A 15,584-nucleotide genomic window follows, 5' to 3' on the forward strand; every position below is an offset into this window, starting at 1 on the left:
GGCACCCTGTCAAACTATTCGACCATTTTATCACCGGTCACAAGGGCAGCGAAGCCACAGCACGAGCTTTGTTGATTGGAGGTGGGCTGGCCGTCAACGGCCGATCGATATCACCGCGCCGCGATGAATCGCATAAAATGCACCACATCCGCCTCGGTCGGTTTATCGCCGACGAAGGAGCGCAGATAGGCGGCGAGATGGCTGACGCGCGCCTTGCCGCATCGAGGCGTCTCTCACGCGCGGTTGGCCCATTCTTGCCGCGCGAATTCATAGACTTGCACGATTATGCACGATCATGGTTCGGGGTGCTCTCGACCCCGTTCATCTGAACGGCCGGCGCCACGGGAGGCAGCTGTGGTGCTTGGAAACCGCACGTCCAGCATATGTTCGACAGCATCCCATCTAGTCTCTTGGTATCGACGAAGGGCGAAGACGCTGACGGCGAATACCAACATGCCAATTCCGGTTGCCGGAACGAACCCCAGGACTGCGACGGCTTTCGCCAGCACGCCGGCGAAAACACCTGCGATGACACTGGCGATGACGCTCACCATTCCCGCTGTGCTCATGAATGACTGCCAGTGCGAGGAATGAAGGGCTTTGCTGACGAGCAATGCCTCCTCGTCGTCGTGACGGGAGTGGATCAAGTATTTCTCCACGCCTGGAGCCGTCTCCACGAAATAGTGCCGGATGCGAGCCATGCCACGTGCGAGGACCATGTCCTCGATTGCGACTTGGACCGCCCGAACGAAGGTGACGATGCCGATGAAATACAGGCAGGGAAGCAGGATCAGACTGAAAAAAACGAATGGCTGCCCCATGCGCGTCACTTGAGCGACGAATGCCAGCGCGACGGTCGCGCTGGAAACGGCGGTCAGGAAAAGGTCTGCGCGCGAATTGGCTTCCTGGATGGTGGCCGACCGCGCCGTCTGCAACACGAAATGTTCGGTCGTGAGGAATTGCAGGGTTTGATCACTGGTTTTGTCCTCGCCCGTCGCCATTGGATGCCGTCAACTCACTGCCTTGAAATGACGTGGCTTTGTGATGCACGTTGAACTGAAACAATCTGTAATTGTTCCAAAATGCATCCGATTCTTCGTAGAGTCGCGAGACGTGGGTGTCCGACGATCGCCGGCTTGAACGAACAGATGGGAACCTCCGCGCCGGCAGGGTGCATTGCTGCAAGGTCGCTAAGAGCGTCGCCCTGGCGTTGCTCGATGACGGTTTAGCCGGGGAGGGGACCGAGCTTTCCGTACACATTGTCGGGGTGGAACGGCCAGCGCGCGTCATCGCGGCCTCGCCCCTACGACGCCGAAGGCAAGGCGATGCGGCAATGAGGAGGAACCGCCATGATTGAGGAAGCCGCACGCGATCTCAGGCGCGAGCGCCGCCGGGGACGCACTGGGGAGGCCGGCAGCGAGTCGAGCCGCCATCCGAATTACCGGTCGCTGAAGAACCCGTTCCTGCCGCAGCCGATCTTTTCCGACGATGAGGTCGCGGCCATCCACGCTACCGCGCTGCGCGTGCTGGAGGAGCTAGGCATCAAGGTGCTGCTGCCCGAGGCGCGGACGATCTACGGCAAGGCCGGTGCATTGGTCGACGAAGACAGCCAGATGGTCAGGATCGGTCGCGACATGGTCGAAGCCGCGCTCGCCTCGGCGCCGCGCGCGATTCCGGCACTCGGCGGCGACCGCTCCCGCGACCTGACGCTCGAGCTCGGCTCGATGACCTTCCTGGCCGGCTCCGGAGCCCCTAATGTCACCGATCTCGAGCGCGGCCGTCGGCCGGGAACGCTCACCGCCTTCGAGGAATTCATTAAGCTGGTCCAGCATTTCGACGTCCTGCATATGCTCGGGCCTTGCGTCGAGCCGCAGGAACTCGACAATCGCTTCCGCCACTATGCCGTCAACCGGGCGCAGCTGACGCTGTCGGACAAGCTCCCCTTCGTCTTCGCGCGCGGCACGCCGCAGGTCGAGGACGGCTTCGAGATGATCCGCCTGGCGCGCGGCCTCTCGCAGGACGAGTTCCGCGCCGGTGCCTATTGCTACACCGTCATCAACACCAACTCGCCGCGCCAGCTGGACATCCCGATGGCGCAAGGCATCATCGACTTCGCCAAGGCCGGTCAGGTCCTGGTCATCACGCCATTCTGCCTGGCGGGCGCAATGGCGCCGATCACGGTCGCCGGCGCGCTGACCTTGCAGCATGCCGAGGCGCTCGCCGGATTGACGCTGGCCCAGATCGTGCGGCCTGGCGCGCCGGTGGTCTATGGCTCCTTCTCGTCCAATGTCGACATGAAGTCGGGCGCTCCGGCCTTCGGCACGCCGGAGCACGTCAAGGCGACGCTTGGGGCGGGGCAGCTAGCTCGCCACATCGGCCTGCCCTGGCGCTCCGGCGGCGGCAGCGCCGCCAATGTCTCCGATGCGCAGGCCGCGCACGAGACCCAGTTCGCGCTGTGGGGCTCGGTGCTGGCCGGCGCCACCGTCTGCATCCACGCCGCCGGCTGGCTGGAAGGCGGTCTCAGCGTCTCGCTGGAAAAGCTGATCACCGACGTCGAGGCGCTGCAGACGGTCGCCGAGCTTTGCGCCGCGACGCCGGGCGACGAGGACGCAATTGGCTTCGATGCGATTGCCGAAGTGCAGCCCGGAGGTCATTTCTTCTCCGCCGCCCACACCATGACGCGCTACCGCAGCGCCTTCTACGAGCCGCTGGTGGCCGACCGGTCGAACTTCGGCAATTGGACGCAGGCCGGCGGCAAGACAGCCACGGAGCGCGCGACCGGCATCTGGAAGCGGATTGTCGCCGACTTCCAGCCGCCGGTCACCGCTGCCGCCGCTGCGGGCGCGCTCGACGAGTTCATTGCCAGGCGCACCGCAGAAGGCGGGGCGGCTCCAGTCTCATGATTTGACGAAAACGTAATAAATTCGAGACCTTCGCCCTTCACGCTATACTCAAATCGATTTGCGATCTGGCATCGGATCGCGAGCGCGGCTACGCTGCCGGAATTGGCTGCGGCGCGGAGACATGTGTTGGCGATGGACGGTAGATGACGGCGCCTGGCGATTTGATGCAGGCCTTGTTCCTGAGGCTGAAGACCGATGCGTCGCTGTCGGCGCTGCTCGGCGGCGCAGGCCTGCTCGAGCAGGCGAGCGACAAGGCCGCCTTTCCGAACGTCACCTACGGCCGCACCAGCGCCTTCGACCTCGAGACCGGCGCGGACAATGACAGTGACCAGCTGGTCACCTTGCACATCTGGTCGAAAGCCCAGGGCGAGGCCGAGACACGCCTCATCATGGACAGCATCAAGGCGAGCCTCGATGGCGCGGCGCTGTCCATCGGCCCGCGCGGCCAGACGGGCCTGTCCCTGGAATTCGCCGAGGCGCGCTATGACGAGGATCTTGCGGTCTATCATGGATTGCTGCGCTTCCGCGCCTTGACGCAGGAAGGCGCCTGAGGAATTGCCGGTCCCCAAGTCAGAGCTGTGCCTGGATCGCGGCCTTGTCGATGACCGACCAGACCTCCCTTATGCGGCTGTCGTGGAATTCGTAAAAGACGTTTTCGGCAAAGCTGACGCGCCTACCGTGGACCGGCAGGCCGAACAGCACGCCTTTGGGATGGCAGTCGAAATGCAGGCGCGCCGCCACGCGCGGCGGCTCCGAGATCAGAAGCTCGATGTTGAAACGCAGGTCGGGGATGGCCTCGAAATCGCCTTCCAGCATGCGCCGATACCCCGACAGCCCGATCGTCTCGCCATTATACTGCACCTCCTCGCCGACGAACCGGCCGAGATTGCCCCAGCCCTGCTCGTTAAGGCAGGCGATGTAGCCCCGGTAGAGATCGGCAAAATCTTCACGCGTCATCGCATCCTCCCATGGCCGTCCGGTATTTCTACACTAGGTAGCGCGGGGCGCGGAATCGGCAGGCCGAAAAGCGTAGCGGACCGACTGATTTTCCGGCTATGAATTTGCACCCGGGCTTGAGGGAGCGTTGGCGTCCATGGGGGGTATGGCGGGCATGGATTTTCGATCGTTCACCGTTCATTTCACGTTCAGCCCATATGCGTTAGAACCGTGATCATGAAAAAGTTTGGCCCTCATCTCCGCAAAGCAGTGCTGGCGCTTGCCGCAGCCGGCCTCTTTGCGTCGCAGGCGATTGCCCTGCCGGTCACCGAGCCGTCGGTCGATCGGCCGGTGGTGCTCGCCGCCAGCGATTGCTACGCCATCGGCCAGCAGGTCGCTGCGCAGAATGGCGGCACGCTGGCCAAGGCCTCGCAGGCGACGCGGGGTGGCCAGCAGGTCTGCGTGATCGTCGTTCTGGTTCCCGGCAAGGAAGGCCAGCGTCCCCGCCGCTCGGAAATCGTCGTTCCGATGGGCTGACCCTGTCGTTTCCCAGGCTGGCGGAATCGGCCTATAGGTCTACCCAACAACAGGCTTCAACCCCATGCGCGTGCTCGTCGTCGAGGATGACAAGGATCTCAACCGGCAACTGGCCGACGCGCTGGTCGACGCCGGCTATGTGGTCGACCGCGCCTATGACGGCGAGGAGGGGCACTTCCTCGGCGACACCGAGCCTTACGATGCCGTCGTCCTCGACATCGGCCTGCCGCAGATGGACGGCATCAGCGTCGTCGAGCGCTGGCGTCGCGGCGGCCGCAAGATGCCGGTGCTGATCCTGACCGCGCGCGACCGCTGGAGCGACAAGGTGGCCGGCATCGACGCCGGCGCTGACGATTATGTGACCAAACCCTTCCACATCGAGGAGGTGCTGGCGCGGGTGCGGGCGCTGATCCGCCGCGCGGCCGGCCATGCCTCGTCGGAACTCACCTGCGGGCCGTTGCGCCTGGACACCAAGGCGTCCAAGGCCGACGTCAACGGCGTGCCGCTCAAGCTCACCTCGCACGAGTTCCGGCTGCTCGCCTATCTGATGCACCATATGGGTGAGGTGGTGTCGCGCACCGAGCTGGTCGAGCATCTCTACGACCAGGATTTCGATCGCGATTCCAACACGATAGAAGTGTTTGTCGGCCGGCTTCGCAAGAAGATGGGCATCGAGATGATCGAAACCGTGCGTGGCATGGGCTATCGCATGCGTGAGCCGGAGGCGTGACGCGGAACCGCTGAAGCCAACCATGGAAACGCGGCTTTCGAAGCTGCGGCTCTGGCCGCGCTCGCTGACCTTCCGCGTCATCGCCTTTTCCACCATTTGGGCGATCCTGACTCTGGTCGTCATCTTCACCCTCATCACCACGCTTTACCGCCAGGCCAGCGAGCGCGGCTTCGACAGCCTGCTTTCGGCGCATTTGTTCAACCTGATCGGCTCCGTCGGCATTTCCGACAACGGCGCGCTGACTGGCTCGCCCGACCTCGGCGACCTGCGCTTTTCCGAGCCGAATTCCGGCTGGTACTGGTCGGTGGAGCCTGCCTCCGAAGGCGTGCATGGCGAAATCCATTCCTCTTCGATGACGACCTCACTCCTGTCGCCGAGCGTCGCGGACGTCCCGTTCAATGCGAACTTCCAGCGCAGCTACTCGATGGATGGCATAAAGGGCGAGCAGCTCGAAGTGTTCGAGAGCGAGTTCGTGCTCGACGCCAAGAACCGCGCTGCGCGTTTCCGTGTCATGGGCAACCACAGCGAGCTCGAGCAGGAGATCGCAAGCTTCCAGCGTCGCCTGCTCACCTATCTCTCGCTGTTCGGCGTCGGCATGATCGCCATCAATGCCATCGCCATCCTGCTTGGTCTCCAGCCTTTGCGCCGGGTCCGCAATGCGCTCGCAATGGTCCGCGAGGGCACCGCGCAGCGGCTCGACGGCAGCTTCCCGGCCGAGATCGAGCCGCTGGCCAGCGAGACCAATGCGCTGATCGAGAACAACAGGCGCATCGTCGAGCGCTCGCGCACGCAGGTCGGCAACCTTGCCCATTCGCTGAAGACGCCTTTAGCCGTGCTGATCAATGAGGGCCGCGCGCTCGGCGGCGCCAAGGGCCAGTTGATCGCCGAGCAGGCCGCCTCCATGCAGAAGCAGGTCGACCATTATCTGCAGCGCGCCCGCGTCGCCGCGCAGCGCGACAGCGTCGTTTTCCGCACGCCGGTTTCGCCGCTGGTCGAGCGCATGGTGCGCGTGTTGCGGAAACTCAATCCGCAAACCAGGCTGACGCTGTCGCTGCCGCCGGCGGAAATCGTCTTTGCCGGCGAGCGCGAGGACCTGGAGGAACTGCTCGGCAACCTGCTCGATAATGCGATGAAATGGGCAAAGAGCGCCGTTGCCGTTTCGGTCGCGCTTGCACCGGGAATGAGCAACGTGTTCGAAATCGTTATAGAGGATGATGGCCCGGGCATTCCCGAGGATAGCGCGCGGGAAGTTTTGAAACGTGGCAAGAGACTCGACGAGACGAAGCAGGGAACAGGGCTCGGGCTGGCCATTGTCGCCGACCTCGTCAACGAGTATGGAGGCTCGCTGGCGCTGGAGCGGTCCGGCATGGGCGGCTTGAGGGCGGTGGTGAGATTGCGGAGCCTTCAATGATGTTTTTTATCGATTTGCGAGCAGCGGCCGACGGCCAAATTTCCGACAAATATCAACACTATGGCGATGAAAACCTCCCGATGGCGCGCCCCCAGTCCATCCAGTTCCATCCCGCTGAAGAGAACCGGTTGTCGGCATGAAGATCCGCGTCGCGCTCGTTTCCGCCCTGCTCGCCGTTTCCGGCTGCACGACCCTGGGCAACGGTGGTCCGACCTCTCCCGTCACGCCTGTTTCCACGCCGCCGACCGGCGGCAAGGTGTCGACCGGTATCGTTTCGGCCATGAATGGCGGGCTTATCGGCGGGTCGATCGGTTCGGGCCTCAGCGATGCCGAAAAGCGCAAGGGCCTGGAAGCGGAATACAAGGCGCTGGAATACAACACCAGCGGCCAGAAGGTGACGTGGAAGAGCGACAACTCCTCGCATTATGGCGAGGTCGTCGCTGCCCAGCCTTACCGGGTCGGCTCGCAGGATTGCCGCCAGTACACCCACACCGTCTATACGAGCGGCGCGGATGTCACCGCGCGCGGCACTGCCTGCCGCAACGCCGACGGCAGCTGGACGCCGCTGACCTAGAAAGAAACCCGGCCGGCCCGGTTATTCGGTCGGATTGACCTCGATCAAGGTCGGACGGCGCGTCTGCCGTCAAAGCGTCGCAGTACGTCCGTGTTGGCAGGGCAGGGCTCTGCCTTTATTGGAAGGGCCATGCTGTTCTGGGTCATAGCCGCAATCCTCACGCTGGGCGCCAGCCTGGCCGTGCTGTTGCCGCTTACCGGCGGCATGAAAGGCGCGTCGTCGGCCGGCGATCACGATCTCGAAGTCTATCGCGACCAGCTGTCCGAGCTCGACCGCGACATGGCGCGCGGCCTGATCCAGCCCGGCGAGGCCGACGAGGCGCGTGCCGAGATCGGCCGCCGCATCCTGCGCCTGGGCGCGGCCGTGCAGCCGGACGCGGCAATACCCAAGCCTGCGCGCAGCGCCAGGTGGGTCGCCAGCGTGGCCGTGCTTGCGGTTCCCCTGCTGAGCTGGGGGCTCTACGGAATGCTCGGCTCTCCCGATCTGCCTTCGCAGCCGCTGGCCGAACGTCTGGCCAAGAACCCGGCCGATGCCTCGGTCGACGAGCTGGTCGCCCGCGCCGAAGCCCATCTCGCCGCCAATCCGTCGGACGGCAAGGGCTGGGACGTGCTGGCGCCGATCTATCTTCGGCTGCAGCGCTTTCCCGACGCCGTGACTGCCTATCGCAACGCCATCCGCCTCGACGGCGACAGCGCGGTGCGCCAGTCCGGTCTCGGCGAAGCGATCGCCAGCGCTGCCGGCGGCATCGTTTCGGCCGACGCTCAAAAAGCCTTCGAGGCGGCCCTGAAGCTCGATTCGGCCAACGCCAAGGCGAATTTCTATCTGGCGGTGGGCCTGGCACAGGAAGGCAAGAAGGCCGATGCCGTTGCCGCCTGGCAAAAGATGCTCGGCCAGTTCGCGCCGGATTCGCCCTGGCGCAGCGCCGTCCAGCAGGCGCTTGCCGAGGCGGGCGGCCCGGCTGTCGCTGACGCGCCGGCCAACGGCCCGGACGCGCAACAGGCGGAAGCCGCGCAGCAGATGTCGCCGCAGGACCGGCAGGCGATGATCGAGACCATGGTCGCCGGTCTCGACGACAAATTGAAGCAGAATCCCCGCGACGAGGAAGGATGGATGCGGCTCATCCGTTCCTATGTCGTGCTTGGCAAGGCCGACCAGGCGCGCAGTGCGCTCGGCCGTGCTGTCGCCGCCTTTGGGGCGGACAGTGAACAGGCCAGGAAATTCACCGCCTTCGCCGCCTCGCTCGGCGTGACGGCGACGGAGTAAGGCAATGACGCGCAAGCAGAAGCGATTGTCGGTGATCCTGGCGGGGCTGGCTTTCCTCGGCGCCGCTGCCGGCCTCACCTTCTATGCGCTGGGACAGAAGGCCTCCTATTTCTACATGCCGGCCGATCTCGCCACGGCAAGCGTGCCGCCCGGACAGCGCATCCGGCTCGGCGGTCTCGTCGAGAAGGGCACCATCATGCGCGGGCAAGGCGCCACCGTCGCCTTCTCGGTCACCGACAAGCAGAAATCGGTCAAGGTCACCTATACCGGCATCTTGCCCGATCTGTTCCGCGAGGAGCAGGGCGTCATCACCGAGGGCGCTTTCGGCCCGGACGGCGTCTTCGTCGCCGACAGCGTGCTGGCCAAGCATGACGAGCGCTACATGCCCAAGGAAGTCGCCGACGGCCTCAAGGCCAAGGGTGTTTGGCAGGAAAGCACGAACTGATGAGCAGGTTCCGCAAAAGTGCCATTCGGTTTTGCGATCAGAACCTGCGAGAGAACAGGTAACCAATGGTCGAGACCGGACATTTCGCTCTTGTGCTCGCCTTCGCGCTGTCGCTGGTGCAGATGCTGGTGCCGCTGGTCGGCGCCCGCACCGGCAACCAGCGGCTGATGGCGGTCGGCGGTCCGGTCACGGTCACCGGCTTCGCATTGACCGCGCTGTCCTTCGCCGCCCTTGCCGGCGCCTATGCCGGCTCGGACTTCTCGGTGGCGAGCGTGTGGGAGAACTCCCATTCGCTGCAGCCGATGATCTACAAGATCACCGGCACCTGGGGCAATCACGAAGGCTCGATGCTGCTTTGGGTGCTGATCCTGACCTTCTTCGGGGCGCTTGTCGCCGTCTTCGGCAACAATCTGCCGGCGACGCTCAAGGCCAATGTGCTGGCCGTGCAGGGCATGATCGGCGCCGCCTTCTTCCTGTTCATCCTGGCGACATCCAACCCGTTCATCCGCCTCAATCCGGCGCCGATCGAAGGCCGCGACCTCAATCCGATCCTGCAGGACCTCGGCCTCGCCATCCACCCGCCGATGCTTTACCTCGGCTATGTCGGCTTCTCGATCTGCTTCTCCTTCTCGGTCGCGGCGTTGATCGAGGGGCGCATCGACGCCTCCTGGGCACGCTGGGTGCGACCCTGGACGCTGGTCGCCTGGATGTTTTTGACCGGCGGCATCGCCATGGGTTCCTATTGGGCTTATTACGAGCTTGGCTGGGGTGGCTTCTGGTTCTGGGATCCGGTCGAGAACGCTTCCTTCATGCCCTGGCTCGCCGGCACCGCGCTGCTCCATTCGGCCATCGTCATGGAGAAGCGCTCGGCGCTGAAGATCTGGACGCTGCTCTTGGCCATCCTGACCTTCTCGCTGTCGCTGCTCGGAACCTTCCTGGTGCGTTCCGGCGTGCTGACGTCGGTGCACGCCTTCGCCACCGATCCGGCGCGCGGCGTCTTCATCCTGTGCATCCTGACGCTGTTCATCGGCGGCTCGCTGGCGCTGTTTGCGCTGCGCGCCTCGCGGCTAACGGCGGGCGGCCTGTTCCATCCTATCTCGCGCGAGGGCGCGCTGGTGCTGAACAATCTCTTTCTCACCACCGCCACAGCAACGGTGCTGGTCGGCACGCTTTACCCGCTGGCACTGGAGGCGCTGACTGGCGGCAAGATCTCGGTCGGCGCGCCGTTCTTCGATCTGACCTTCGGCCCGCTGATGCTGCCGCTATTGGCGATCGTGCCGTTCGGCCCCTTGCTCGCCTGGAAGCGCGGCGACGTCATTGCCGCCTCGCAGCGGCTGATGGCGGCCTTCGCCGTGGCGATCGCCGCGATGCTCGTCACCGGCCTGTTCATCGACGGCGCCTCGGTCTTCGCAGCGCTCGGCGTCGGCCTCGCCGTCTGGCTGGTCGCCGGCGCGCTGACCGACCTTGCCGTCAAATCCGGCTTCGGCTCCGTGGCGCCGGCCGCCATGCTTCGCCGCTTCGCCGGCCTGCCGCGCTCCATCTTCGGCACGGCATTGGCCCATCTCGGCCTCGGGCTGACTTTGCTCGGCATCGTCGGCACGCTCTGCTTCGGCACGGAGAAAATCCTCAGCATGCATCCCGGCGAGACGGTGGAACTCTCCGGCTACACGCTGCGCTTCGAAGGGCTCTTACCGCAAAAGGGTCCGAACTTCACCGAGGATCGCGGCCGCTTCCTACTTATGGGCGCCGACGGCAACGCCGATGGCGCGATCACGTCGGCCAAACGTTTCTACCCGGTGCGCCAGACGGTGACGACGGAGTCCGGCATCAGGACGATCGGCTTGAGCCAGCTTTATCTGTCGCTCGGCGACGAGAACAATGACGGCTCCGTCGTCGTGCGCCTCTGGTGGAAGCCGCTGGTGACGCTGATCTGGGGCGGCGGCCTGGTGATGATGGCGGGTGCCGCCATGTCGCTGCTCGACCGCCGCCTGCGCGTCGGCGCGCCGGCAAAGCGGCGCAAGCCTGCAGTAGCGGCAGCGGCCTTGCCATGAAGGCAAGATTTTCACTCGCCTCGCTGATCCTGCTGCTGGCGCTGTTCTTCGCCGGCGCCGCCCAGGCGGTGAAGCCTGACGAGGTGTTGCAGAACCCGGCGCTGGAGGCGAGGGCGCGTGCGCTGTCCGAAGGCCTGCGCTGCATGGTCTGCCAGAACCAGTCGATCGACGAATCCGACGCCGATCTTGCCCGCGACCTGCGCGTCCTCGTGCGCCAGCGCCTCGTTGCCGGGGACAGCGACCAGCAGGTGATGGATTACATCGTCTCGCGCTACGGCGAGTTCGTGCTGCTCAAGCCGCGTTTCAGCCTGCGCAACGCGCTTTTGTGGGGCACGCCGGTGCTTCTGCTTATCGCAGGCGGCATCTTCATCGTATTCAGCGCCCGCTCGCGCCGCCCCGCATCGACCGCGCTTTCGGCCGAAGAGCAGGCCGCGCTGGACACGATCCTTAGCGATTAACGCACATGAATTGCGGACCTCGGAGGTTGGCCGAGACCCCTGTGTCGTCGTCATCCACGGGCGAAGCAAGGAGCGAAGCGACGCGCGCGGACCCGAGGATCCATTCCGTGATTTCGAGGCGTCGCGGCCGTCCAGAATTTCCGCTCTACTGCAACCCTCGCGCGAGGTAACGGCATGGATTCCAGGGTCTCCGCGACGGAGCTTCGCTCCTGCTTCGCCCTGGAATGACGAAGTCGCGGGTGCTGACGCCAAGCCTCCGAACGCGTGGCATACCTCACACCTTGCCTGTGCGCTCAGCGTCCACGGCCACGATCACCGCATCGATTTCCGCCATCGCAACCTCGTGAGACACCACACGGCCTGCCTTTGCGTCGGCTATCCCGCGCTTGATGCCTTCGATCACCTTGGTCTTCCAATCGACTGAGACTCGAGTTCGGTTGCTATGGCCTTTGGTCATTTTGAACCTCGTGATCTCGCGCATCGTCGCCGATCCGCAACATTACAAAACTTTCATGTACCGGAAATGGCGCCGTAATGTGCGGCTCTCTAATCCTCTTGCCCGAGGATGCTTCGCCTGAGCGCATCCGCGTCGATAGAGGATAGGAAACCCCATGAATAATGCCCCCAATTCATTTGCCTCCACCCGAAAGCGCCTAATGGCGACTGCAGCGTCCCTGGCCGTTATCGGTGCGGTCGGCGCGGGCGCGCTTGCCACCGGCACCGCCCCCGTGCTGGCCGATGCCGTGCGCGTCGAAGCCCCGCAGGTGCCGAGCTTCGCCGACGTCGTCGAGCATGTCTCGCCGGCGGTGGTCAGCGTGAAGGTCAAGGCCAAGATCCAGCCGACGGCCGACGATGGTTCCGACGATCAGGATGGTTTCGACAACCTGCCCGACAGTCCGCAGCTGCGCCGCTTCTTTAAGGAATTCCGTGGCTTCGGTGACCAGGGTGGCCAGTTCGGCATGCGCCGCTTCGACCACCGCAACCATGGCAATGGCCAGCCGCGTCCGATCGCTCAGGGCTCGGGCTTCTTCATCTCCGAGGACGGCTATCTCGTCACCAACAACCACGTCGTCTCGGAAGGCTCGGATTTCAGCGTCGTCACCAATGACGGCAAGGAGCTCGACGCCAAGCTGATCGGCACCGATCCGCGCACCGATCTCGCGGTGCTCAAGGTCGATGGCGGCGGCAACAAATTCACCTATGTCGACTTCGCCGACGATTCCAAGATCCGCATCGGCGACTGGGTGGTTGCCGTCGGCAATCCCTTCGGCCTTGGCGGCACGGTGACCGCCGGCATCGTCTCGGCCCGCGGCCGCGACATCGGCGCCGGCCCCTATGACGACTTCATCCAAATCGACGCTTCGGTCAACCGCGGCAATTCGGGCGGCCCGACCTTCAACCTCAACGGCCAGGTGATCGGCATTAACACCGCCATCTTCTCGCCGTCGGGCGGCAGCGTCGGCATTGCCTTCGACATCCCGGCCTCGACCGCCAAGCAGGTCGTCCAGGACCTGATGAAGAGCGGCTCGGTCCAGCGCGGCTGGCTCGGCGTCGAGATCCAGCCGGTCACCTCCGATATCGCCGAGTCGCTCGGCCTGAAGTCGGACAAGGGCGCGCTGGTCTCAAGCGCCCAGGATGGCGGGCCGGGCAAGAAGGCGGGTATCGTCGCTGGTGACGTCATCACCAAGATCGACGGCAAGGATGTCGCCTCGCCCAAGGAACTCGCCCGCATGATCGGTGCATTCGCGCCGGGCAAATCGGTCGACGTCACCGTCTGGCGCAATGGCAAGGACGAGACGGTCAAGGTCGATCTCGGCACGCTGCCGACAAGCGACAAGCAGGCTTCGAACGACGACAGCAACAAGCAGTCGGCGCCGGCGGCCAAGGCCGACACGCTTGCCGATCTCGGCCTGACCGTCACCAAGGCGGAAAAAGGCAAGGGCCTCGTGGTCACCGACGTCGATCCCGACAGCGACGCGGCCGACCGCGGCATCCAGCCAGGCGACGTCATCACCTCGATCAATTCGAACGACGTGAACACCACCGACGATGTGTCCAAGGCGATGACGGATGCCGCAAAGGCCGGCCGCAAGGCCGTGCTGATGCAGATCACCCGCGACGACTCGAACCGCTTTGTGGCGCTGCCGGTCGGCAAGGGCTGACATCGACTTTCAGCTTCCCCATGGCGGCATCAACACCCCGAGCCGCCGTGGGGAAACATGGGGCCGAGCACGTAAGTCAGTCACCGTGTTTCGCTCCTGGCGGCAGCGGGTTTCCCATCACCCGCTGCCGTTTTAACTTGAAGGCAACACGATATGGCTGCCCCTCAACCTTCCACTGAAATCGCGTATAACGGTCCCATGAAGATTCTCGTCATGGAAGACGATCGCGAGGCGGCGGACTACTTGCAGAAAGCCTTTGCCGAAGCGGGCCACACCGCCCATGTCGCTGGCGACGGCGAGACCGGCTTCGCGCTCGCCGATGCCGGCGACTATGACGTGATGGTGGTCGACCGCCTGATGCCGCGCCGCGACGGCCTGTCGGTGATCGCCGCGCTTCGCTCGCGCGGCAACACCACGCCGGTGCTGATCCTTTCGGCGCTGGGCGAGGTCGACGACCGGGTCACCGGATTGCGCGCCGGCGGCGACGATTACCTCACCAAGCCGTACGCCTTTTCCGAATTGCTGGCCCGCGTCGAGGTGCTGAACCGTCGCGCCAGCGCGCGCGAGTCCGAGACGGTCTACCGCGTCGGCGATCTCGAGCTCGACCGGCTGTCGCATTCGGTCAAGCGCGCCGGCCGAGAGATCACGCTGCAGCCGCGCGAGTTCCGCCTGCTCGAATATCTGATGCGCCATGCCGGCCAGGTGGTGACGCGCACCATGCTTCTGGAAAATGTCTGGGACTATCATTTCGATCCGCAGACCAACGTCATCGACGTCCACGTCTCGCGCCTGCGCGGCAAGATCGAAAAAGGCTTCGACAAGCCGATCCTGCACACGATCCGCGGCGCCGGCTACATGCTGAAGGGCGGCTAGAACCCGTTATGGCATTGTCCCTGCCGGCCATCATGAAGACGACGGCGGCCCGGCTTTCGGCGCTTTATCTTCTGCTTTTCGCGCTCTGCGCGGTGCTCCTCGTCCTCTACATGACGTCGCTCTCGGCGCGCATGCTGACCGCGCAGACGCAGGAGACCATCAACGACGAGGTGCTGGGCCTGGCCCGCGCCTATCAGCGCGGCGGCCTGCCGGTGTTGGTGCGCGTCGTCGAAGCCCGCTCGCGCCAGCCCGGCGCCAATCTTTATCTGATCGCCGACGCCAACGGCCAGATCTTGACCGGCAATGTGCAGAGCCTGGAGCCCGGGGTCATCGAGACCGAGGGCTGGACGACGGACCCTTTTTCCTACCAGCGCTTTGGCGAGGGCGAGCTCGATCGGCTGCGCAGCGGCGGTTCGGACCAGGCCACGCCTCCGGCCAACGAGGGCAACACTCCGCAATCGACAGGTGAGAAGGGTCACAACGCCATCGCGCTGGTGCTGAGGCTGCCTAACCAGATGATCATGCTGGTCGGCCGCGACCTCGGCGAGCCCGAGCGCTTCCGCGCCGTCATCAGCCGCGCGTTGACGCTGGCGCTTGGCATGATGGGTTTGGGCGGCATCCTGATCTGGTTCTTTGTCGGGCGCGCCGCGCTGAAGCGCATCGACAGCGTCTCCGACGCCAGCCGCCGCATCATGGGGGGCGATTTGTCCGGACGGCTGCCGGTCACCGGTGCCGGCGACGAATTCGACCGCCTTTCGGAAAACCTCAATTCGATGCTGGCCAGGATCGCCATGTTGAACGAGGGGCTGAAGCAGGTCTCCGACAACATCGCCCATGATCTGAAGACGCCGCTGACCAGGCTGCGCAACCGCGCCGAGGCGACGCTCGCCGGCAGGCACAAGACGGAGGAGTACCGCCAGGCGCTTGAAGGCACGATTGCGGAGTCCGACCAGCTCATCAAGACGTTCAACGCTATCCTGATGATCTCGCGCCTGGAGGCCGGCTACTCCTCGGAACAGACCGGTCCCGTCGATCTCGCCGCGACCGTGAGCGATGTCGTCGAGCTCTACGAGCCGGTGGCGGAGGAGGCGGGGGTTGCGCTGGAAACGACCGTGTCCGAGGCCTTCACGATCAACGGCAATCGCGAGCTGATCGGCCAGGCGCTGTCCAACATCGTCGACAACGCCATTAAATACTCGACCGACGCCGCCGAGGCGCCGAAAGTGCGTGTGGTGCTGCAG

General features: G+C 64.6%; 17 protein-coding genes. 14 read left to right on the forward strand and 3 right to left on the reverse strand.

The annotated features are described in order from the left end of the window. Positions 1-293: 293 nt before the first annotated feature. Entirely contained in the window at positions 294-1,001 is a 708-nt protein-coding gene (locus tag FJ419_RS15835; protein WP_181170711.1) for a hypothetical protein, read from the reverse strand. Between the two features lie 348 nt (positions 1,002-1,349). On the opposite strand from FJ419_RS15835, the gene FJ419_RS15840 reads away from it, so the two are divergent. After that, the gene (locus tag FJ419_RS15840; RefSeq protein ID WP_140694769.1) at positions 1,350-2,903 is read left to right on the forward strand and encodes a trimethylamine methyltransferase family protein; all 1,554 of its coding nucleotides are present in this window, start codon (positions 1,350-1,352) and stop codon (positions 2,901-2,903) included. Between the two features lie 143 nt (positions 2,904-3,046). Further along, on the forward strand, positions 3,047-3,454 hold the full coding sequence (locus tag FJ419_RS15845) for a DUF3168 domain-containing protein (protein ID WP_140694772.1): 408 nt from the start codon (positions 3,047-3,049) through the stop codon (positions 3,452-3,454). 19 nt (positions 3,455-3,473) lie between these two features. Here FJ419_RS15845 and FJ419_RS15850 read toward each other — a convergent pair whose 3' ends face one another. After that, complete coding sequence (locus tag FJ419_RS15850) at positions 3,474-3,860, reverse strand: ester cyclase (RefSeq protein ID WP_140694775.1); 387 nt, start codon at positions 3,858-3,860, stop codon at positions 3,474-3,476. A gap of 216 nt (positions 3,861-4,076) precedes the next feature. On the opposite strand from FJ419_RS15850, the gene FJ419_RS15855 reads away from it, so the two are divergent. The 9 genes from FJ419_RS15855 (at position 4,077) to FJ419_RS15890 (ending at position 11,308) form a co-directional block, all read left to right on the forward strand. After that, positions 4,077-4,376, forward strand: a complete 300-nt coding sequence (locus tag FJ419_RS15855) for a hypothetical protein (protein ID WP_095766886.1) — start codon at positions 4,077-4,079, stop codon at positions 4,374-4,376. 64 nt (positions 4,377-4,440) lie between these two features. Continuing rightward, the gene (locus FJ419_RS15860; protein ID WP_140694777.1) at positions 4,441-5,106 is read left to right on the forward strand and encodes a response regulator transcription factor; all 666 of its coding nucleotides are present in this window, start codon (positions 4,441-4,443) and stop codon (positions 5,104-5,106) included. Positions 5,107-5,128: 22 nt separating this feature from the next. Continuing rightward, positions 5,129-6,517, forward strand: a complete 1,389-nt coding sequence (locus tag FJ419_RS15865) for an ATP-binding protein (RefSeq protein WP_181170712.1) — start codon at positions 5,129-5,131, stop codon at positions 6,515-6,517. Then, entirely contained in the window at positions 6,514-6,657 is a 144-nt protein-coding gene (locus tag FJ419_RS30780) for a hypothetical protein (protein ID WP_181170713.1), read from the forward strand. The genes FJ419_RS15865 and FJ419_RS30780 overlap by 4 nt, the downstream gene beginning before the upstream one ends. Further along, positions 6,654-7,091 (forward strand): hypothetical protein, encoded by a 438-nt coding sequence (locus FJ419_RS15870; RefSeq protein WP_140694783.1) that lies wholly within the window; start codon positions 6,654-6,656, stop codon positions 7,089-7,091. The genes FJ419_RS30780 and FJ419_RS15870 overlap by 4 nt, the downstream gene beginning before the upstream one ends. 129 nt (positions 7,092-7,220) lie before the next feature. Continuing rightward, complete coding sequence (gene ccmI, locus FJ419_RS15875; RefSeq protein WP_140694786.1) at positions 7,221-8,354, forward strand: c-type cytochrome biogenesis protein CcmI; 1,134 nt, start codon at positions 7,221-7,223, stop codon at positions 8,352-8,354. A gap of 4 nt (positions 8,355-8,358) precedes the next feature. After that, positions 8,359-8,799, forward strand: coding sequence for a cytochrome c maturation protein CcmE (gene ccmE / locus FJ419_RS15880; RefSeq protein WP_140546178.1), 441 nt, complete (start codon positions 8,359-8,361; stop codon positions 8,797-8,799). Positions 8,800-8,864: 65 nt separating this feature from the next. Next, positions 8,865-10,850 carry a heme lyase CcmF/NrfE family subunit gene (locus tag FJ419_RS15885; RefSeq protein WP_140694789.1) on the forward strand — a complete coding sequence of 662 codons (1,986 nt, stop codon included), beginning with the start codon at positions 8,865-8,867 and terminating at the stop codon, positions 10,848-10,850. Beyond that, positions 10,847-11,308, forward strand: coding sequence for a cytochrome c-type biogenesis protein (locus tag FJ419_RS15890; RefSeq protein WP_140694792.1), 462 nt, complete (start codon positions 10,847-10,849; stop codon positions 11,306-11,308). Before FJ419_RS15885 ends, FJ419_RS15890 begins: the two co-directional genes overlap by 4 nt. 274 nt (positions 11,309-11,582) lie before the next feature. Here FJ419_RS15890 and FJ419_RS15895 read toward each other — a convergent pair whose 3' ends face one another. Then, a complete protein-coding gene (locus FJ419_RS15895; protein WP_140546514.1) occupies positions 11,583-11,789 on the reverse strand; it encodes a hypothetical protein in 207 nt (68 codons plus the stop codon). Between the two features lie 130 nt (positions 11,790-11,919). Here FJ419_RS15895 and FJ419_RS15900 point away from each other — a divergent pair, with 130 nt between their 5' ends. The 3 genes from FJ419_RS15900 to FJ419_RS15910 all read left to right on the forward strand — a co-directional run. Continuing rightward, positions 11,920-13,470 (forward strand): Do family serine endopeptidase, encoded by a 1,551-nt coding sequence (locus FJ419_RS15900; protein WP_140694795.1) that lies wholly within the window; start codon positions 11,920-11,922, stop codon positions 13,468-13,470. A 198-nt stretch (positions 13,471-13,668) separates the two neighbouring features. Then, on the forward strand, positions 13,669-14,343 hold the full coding sequence (locus FJ419_RS15905; protein ID WP_040991372.1) for a response regulator transcription factor: 675 nt from the start codon (positions 13,669-13,671) through the stop codon (positions 14,341-14,343). A gap of 8 nt (positions 14,344-14,351) precedes the next feature. After that, the coding region (locus FJ419_RS15910; protein ID WP_140694798.1) for a histidine kinase dimerization/phospho-acceptor domain-containing protein at positions 14,352-15,584 on the forward strand (1,233 nt) is incomplete at its 3' end.

The organism is Mesorhizobium sp. B2-6-2, from assembly GCF_006440615.1.
Classification (GTDB): domain Bacteria; phylum Pseudomonadota; class Alphaproteobacteria; order Rhizobiales; family Rhizobiaceae; genus Mesorhizobium.

Excerpts from the sequence above, each read along its gene's own strand:
- FJ419_RS30780 (WP_181170713.1), top strand. The coding sequence starts at position 6,514 with ATGATGTTTTTTATCGATTTGCGAGCAGCGGCCGACGGCCAAATTTCC.
- FJ419_RS15885 (WP_140694789.1), top strand. The coding sequence starts at position 8,865 with ATGGTCGAGACCGGACATTTCGCTCTTGTGCTCGCCTTCGCGCTGTCG.
- FJ419_RS15845 (WP_140694772.1), top strand. The coding sequence starts at position 3,047 with ATGACGGCGCCTGGCGATTTGATGCAGGCCTTGTTCCTGAGGCTGAAG.
- FJ419_RS15890 (WP_140694792.1), top strand. The coding sequence starts at position 10,847 with ATGAAGGCAAGATTTTCACTCGCCTCGCTGATCCTGCTGCTGGCGCTG.
- FJ419_RS15860 (WP_140694777.1), top strand. The coding sequence starts at position 4,441 with ATGCGCGTGCTCGTCGTCGAGGATGACAAGGATCTCAACCGGCAACTG.
- ccmE (WP_140546178.1), top strand. The coding sequence starts at position 8,359 with ATGACGCGCAAGCAGAAGCGATTGTCGGTGATCCTGGCGGGGCTGGCT.
- FJ419_RS15895 (WP_140546514.1), bottom strand. The coding sequence starts at position 11,789 with ATGCGCGAGATCACGAGGTTCAAAATGACCAAAGGCCATAGCAACCGA.
- FJ419_RS15870 (WP_140694783.1), top strand. The coding sequence starts at position 6,654 with ATGAAGATCCGCGTCGCGCTCGTTTCCGCCCTGCTCGCCGTTTCCGGC.
- ccmI (WP_140694786.1), top strand. The coding sequence starts at position 7,221 with ATGCTGTTCTGGGTCATAGCCGCAATCCTCACGCTGGGCGCCAGCCTG.
- FJ419_RS15850 (WP_140694775.1), bottom strand. The coding sequence starts at position 3,860 with ATGACGCGTGAAGATTTTGCCGATCTCTACCGGGGCTACATCGCCTGC.
- FJ419_RS15865 (WP_181170712.1), top strand. The coding sequence starts at position 5,129 with ATGGAAACGCGGCTTTCGAAGCTGCGGCTCTGGCCGCGCTCGCTGACC.
- FJ419_RS15855 (WP_095766886.1), top strand. The coding sequence starts at position 4,077 with ATGAAAAAGTTTGGCCCTCATCTCCGCAAAGCAGTGCTGGCGCTTGCC.
- FJ419_RS15905 (WP_040991372.1), top strand. The coding sequence starts at position 13,669 with ATGAAGATTCTCGTCATGGAAGACGATCGCGAGGCGGCGGACTACTTG.
- FJ419_RS15840 (WP_140694769.1), top strand. The coding sequence starts at position 1,350 with ATGATTGAGGAAGCCGCACGCGATCTCAGGCGCGAGCGCCGCCGGGGA.
- FJ419_RS15835 (WP_181170711.1), bottom strand. The coding sequence starts at position 1,001 with ATGGCGACGGGCGAGGACAAAACCAGTGATCAAACCCTGCAATTCCTC.
- FJ419_RS15900 (WP_140694795.1), top strand. The coding sequence starts at position 11,920 with ATGAATAATGCCCCCAATTCATTTGCCTCCACCCGAAAGCGCCTAATG.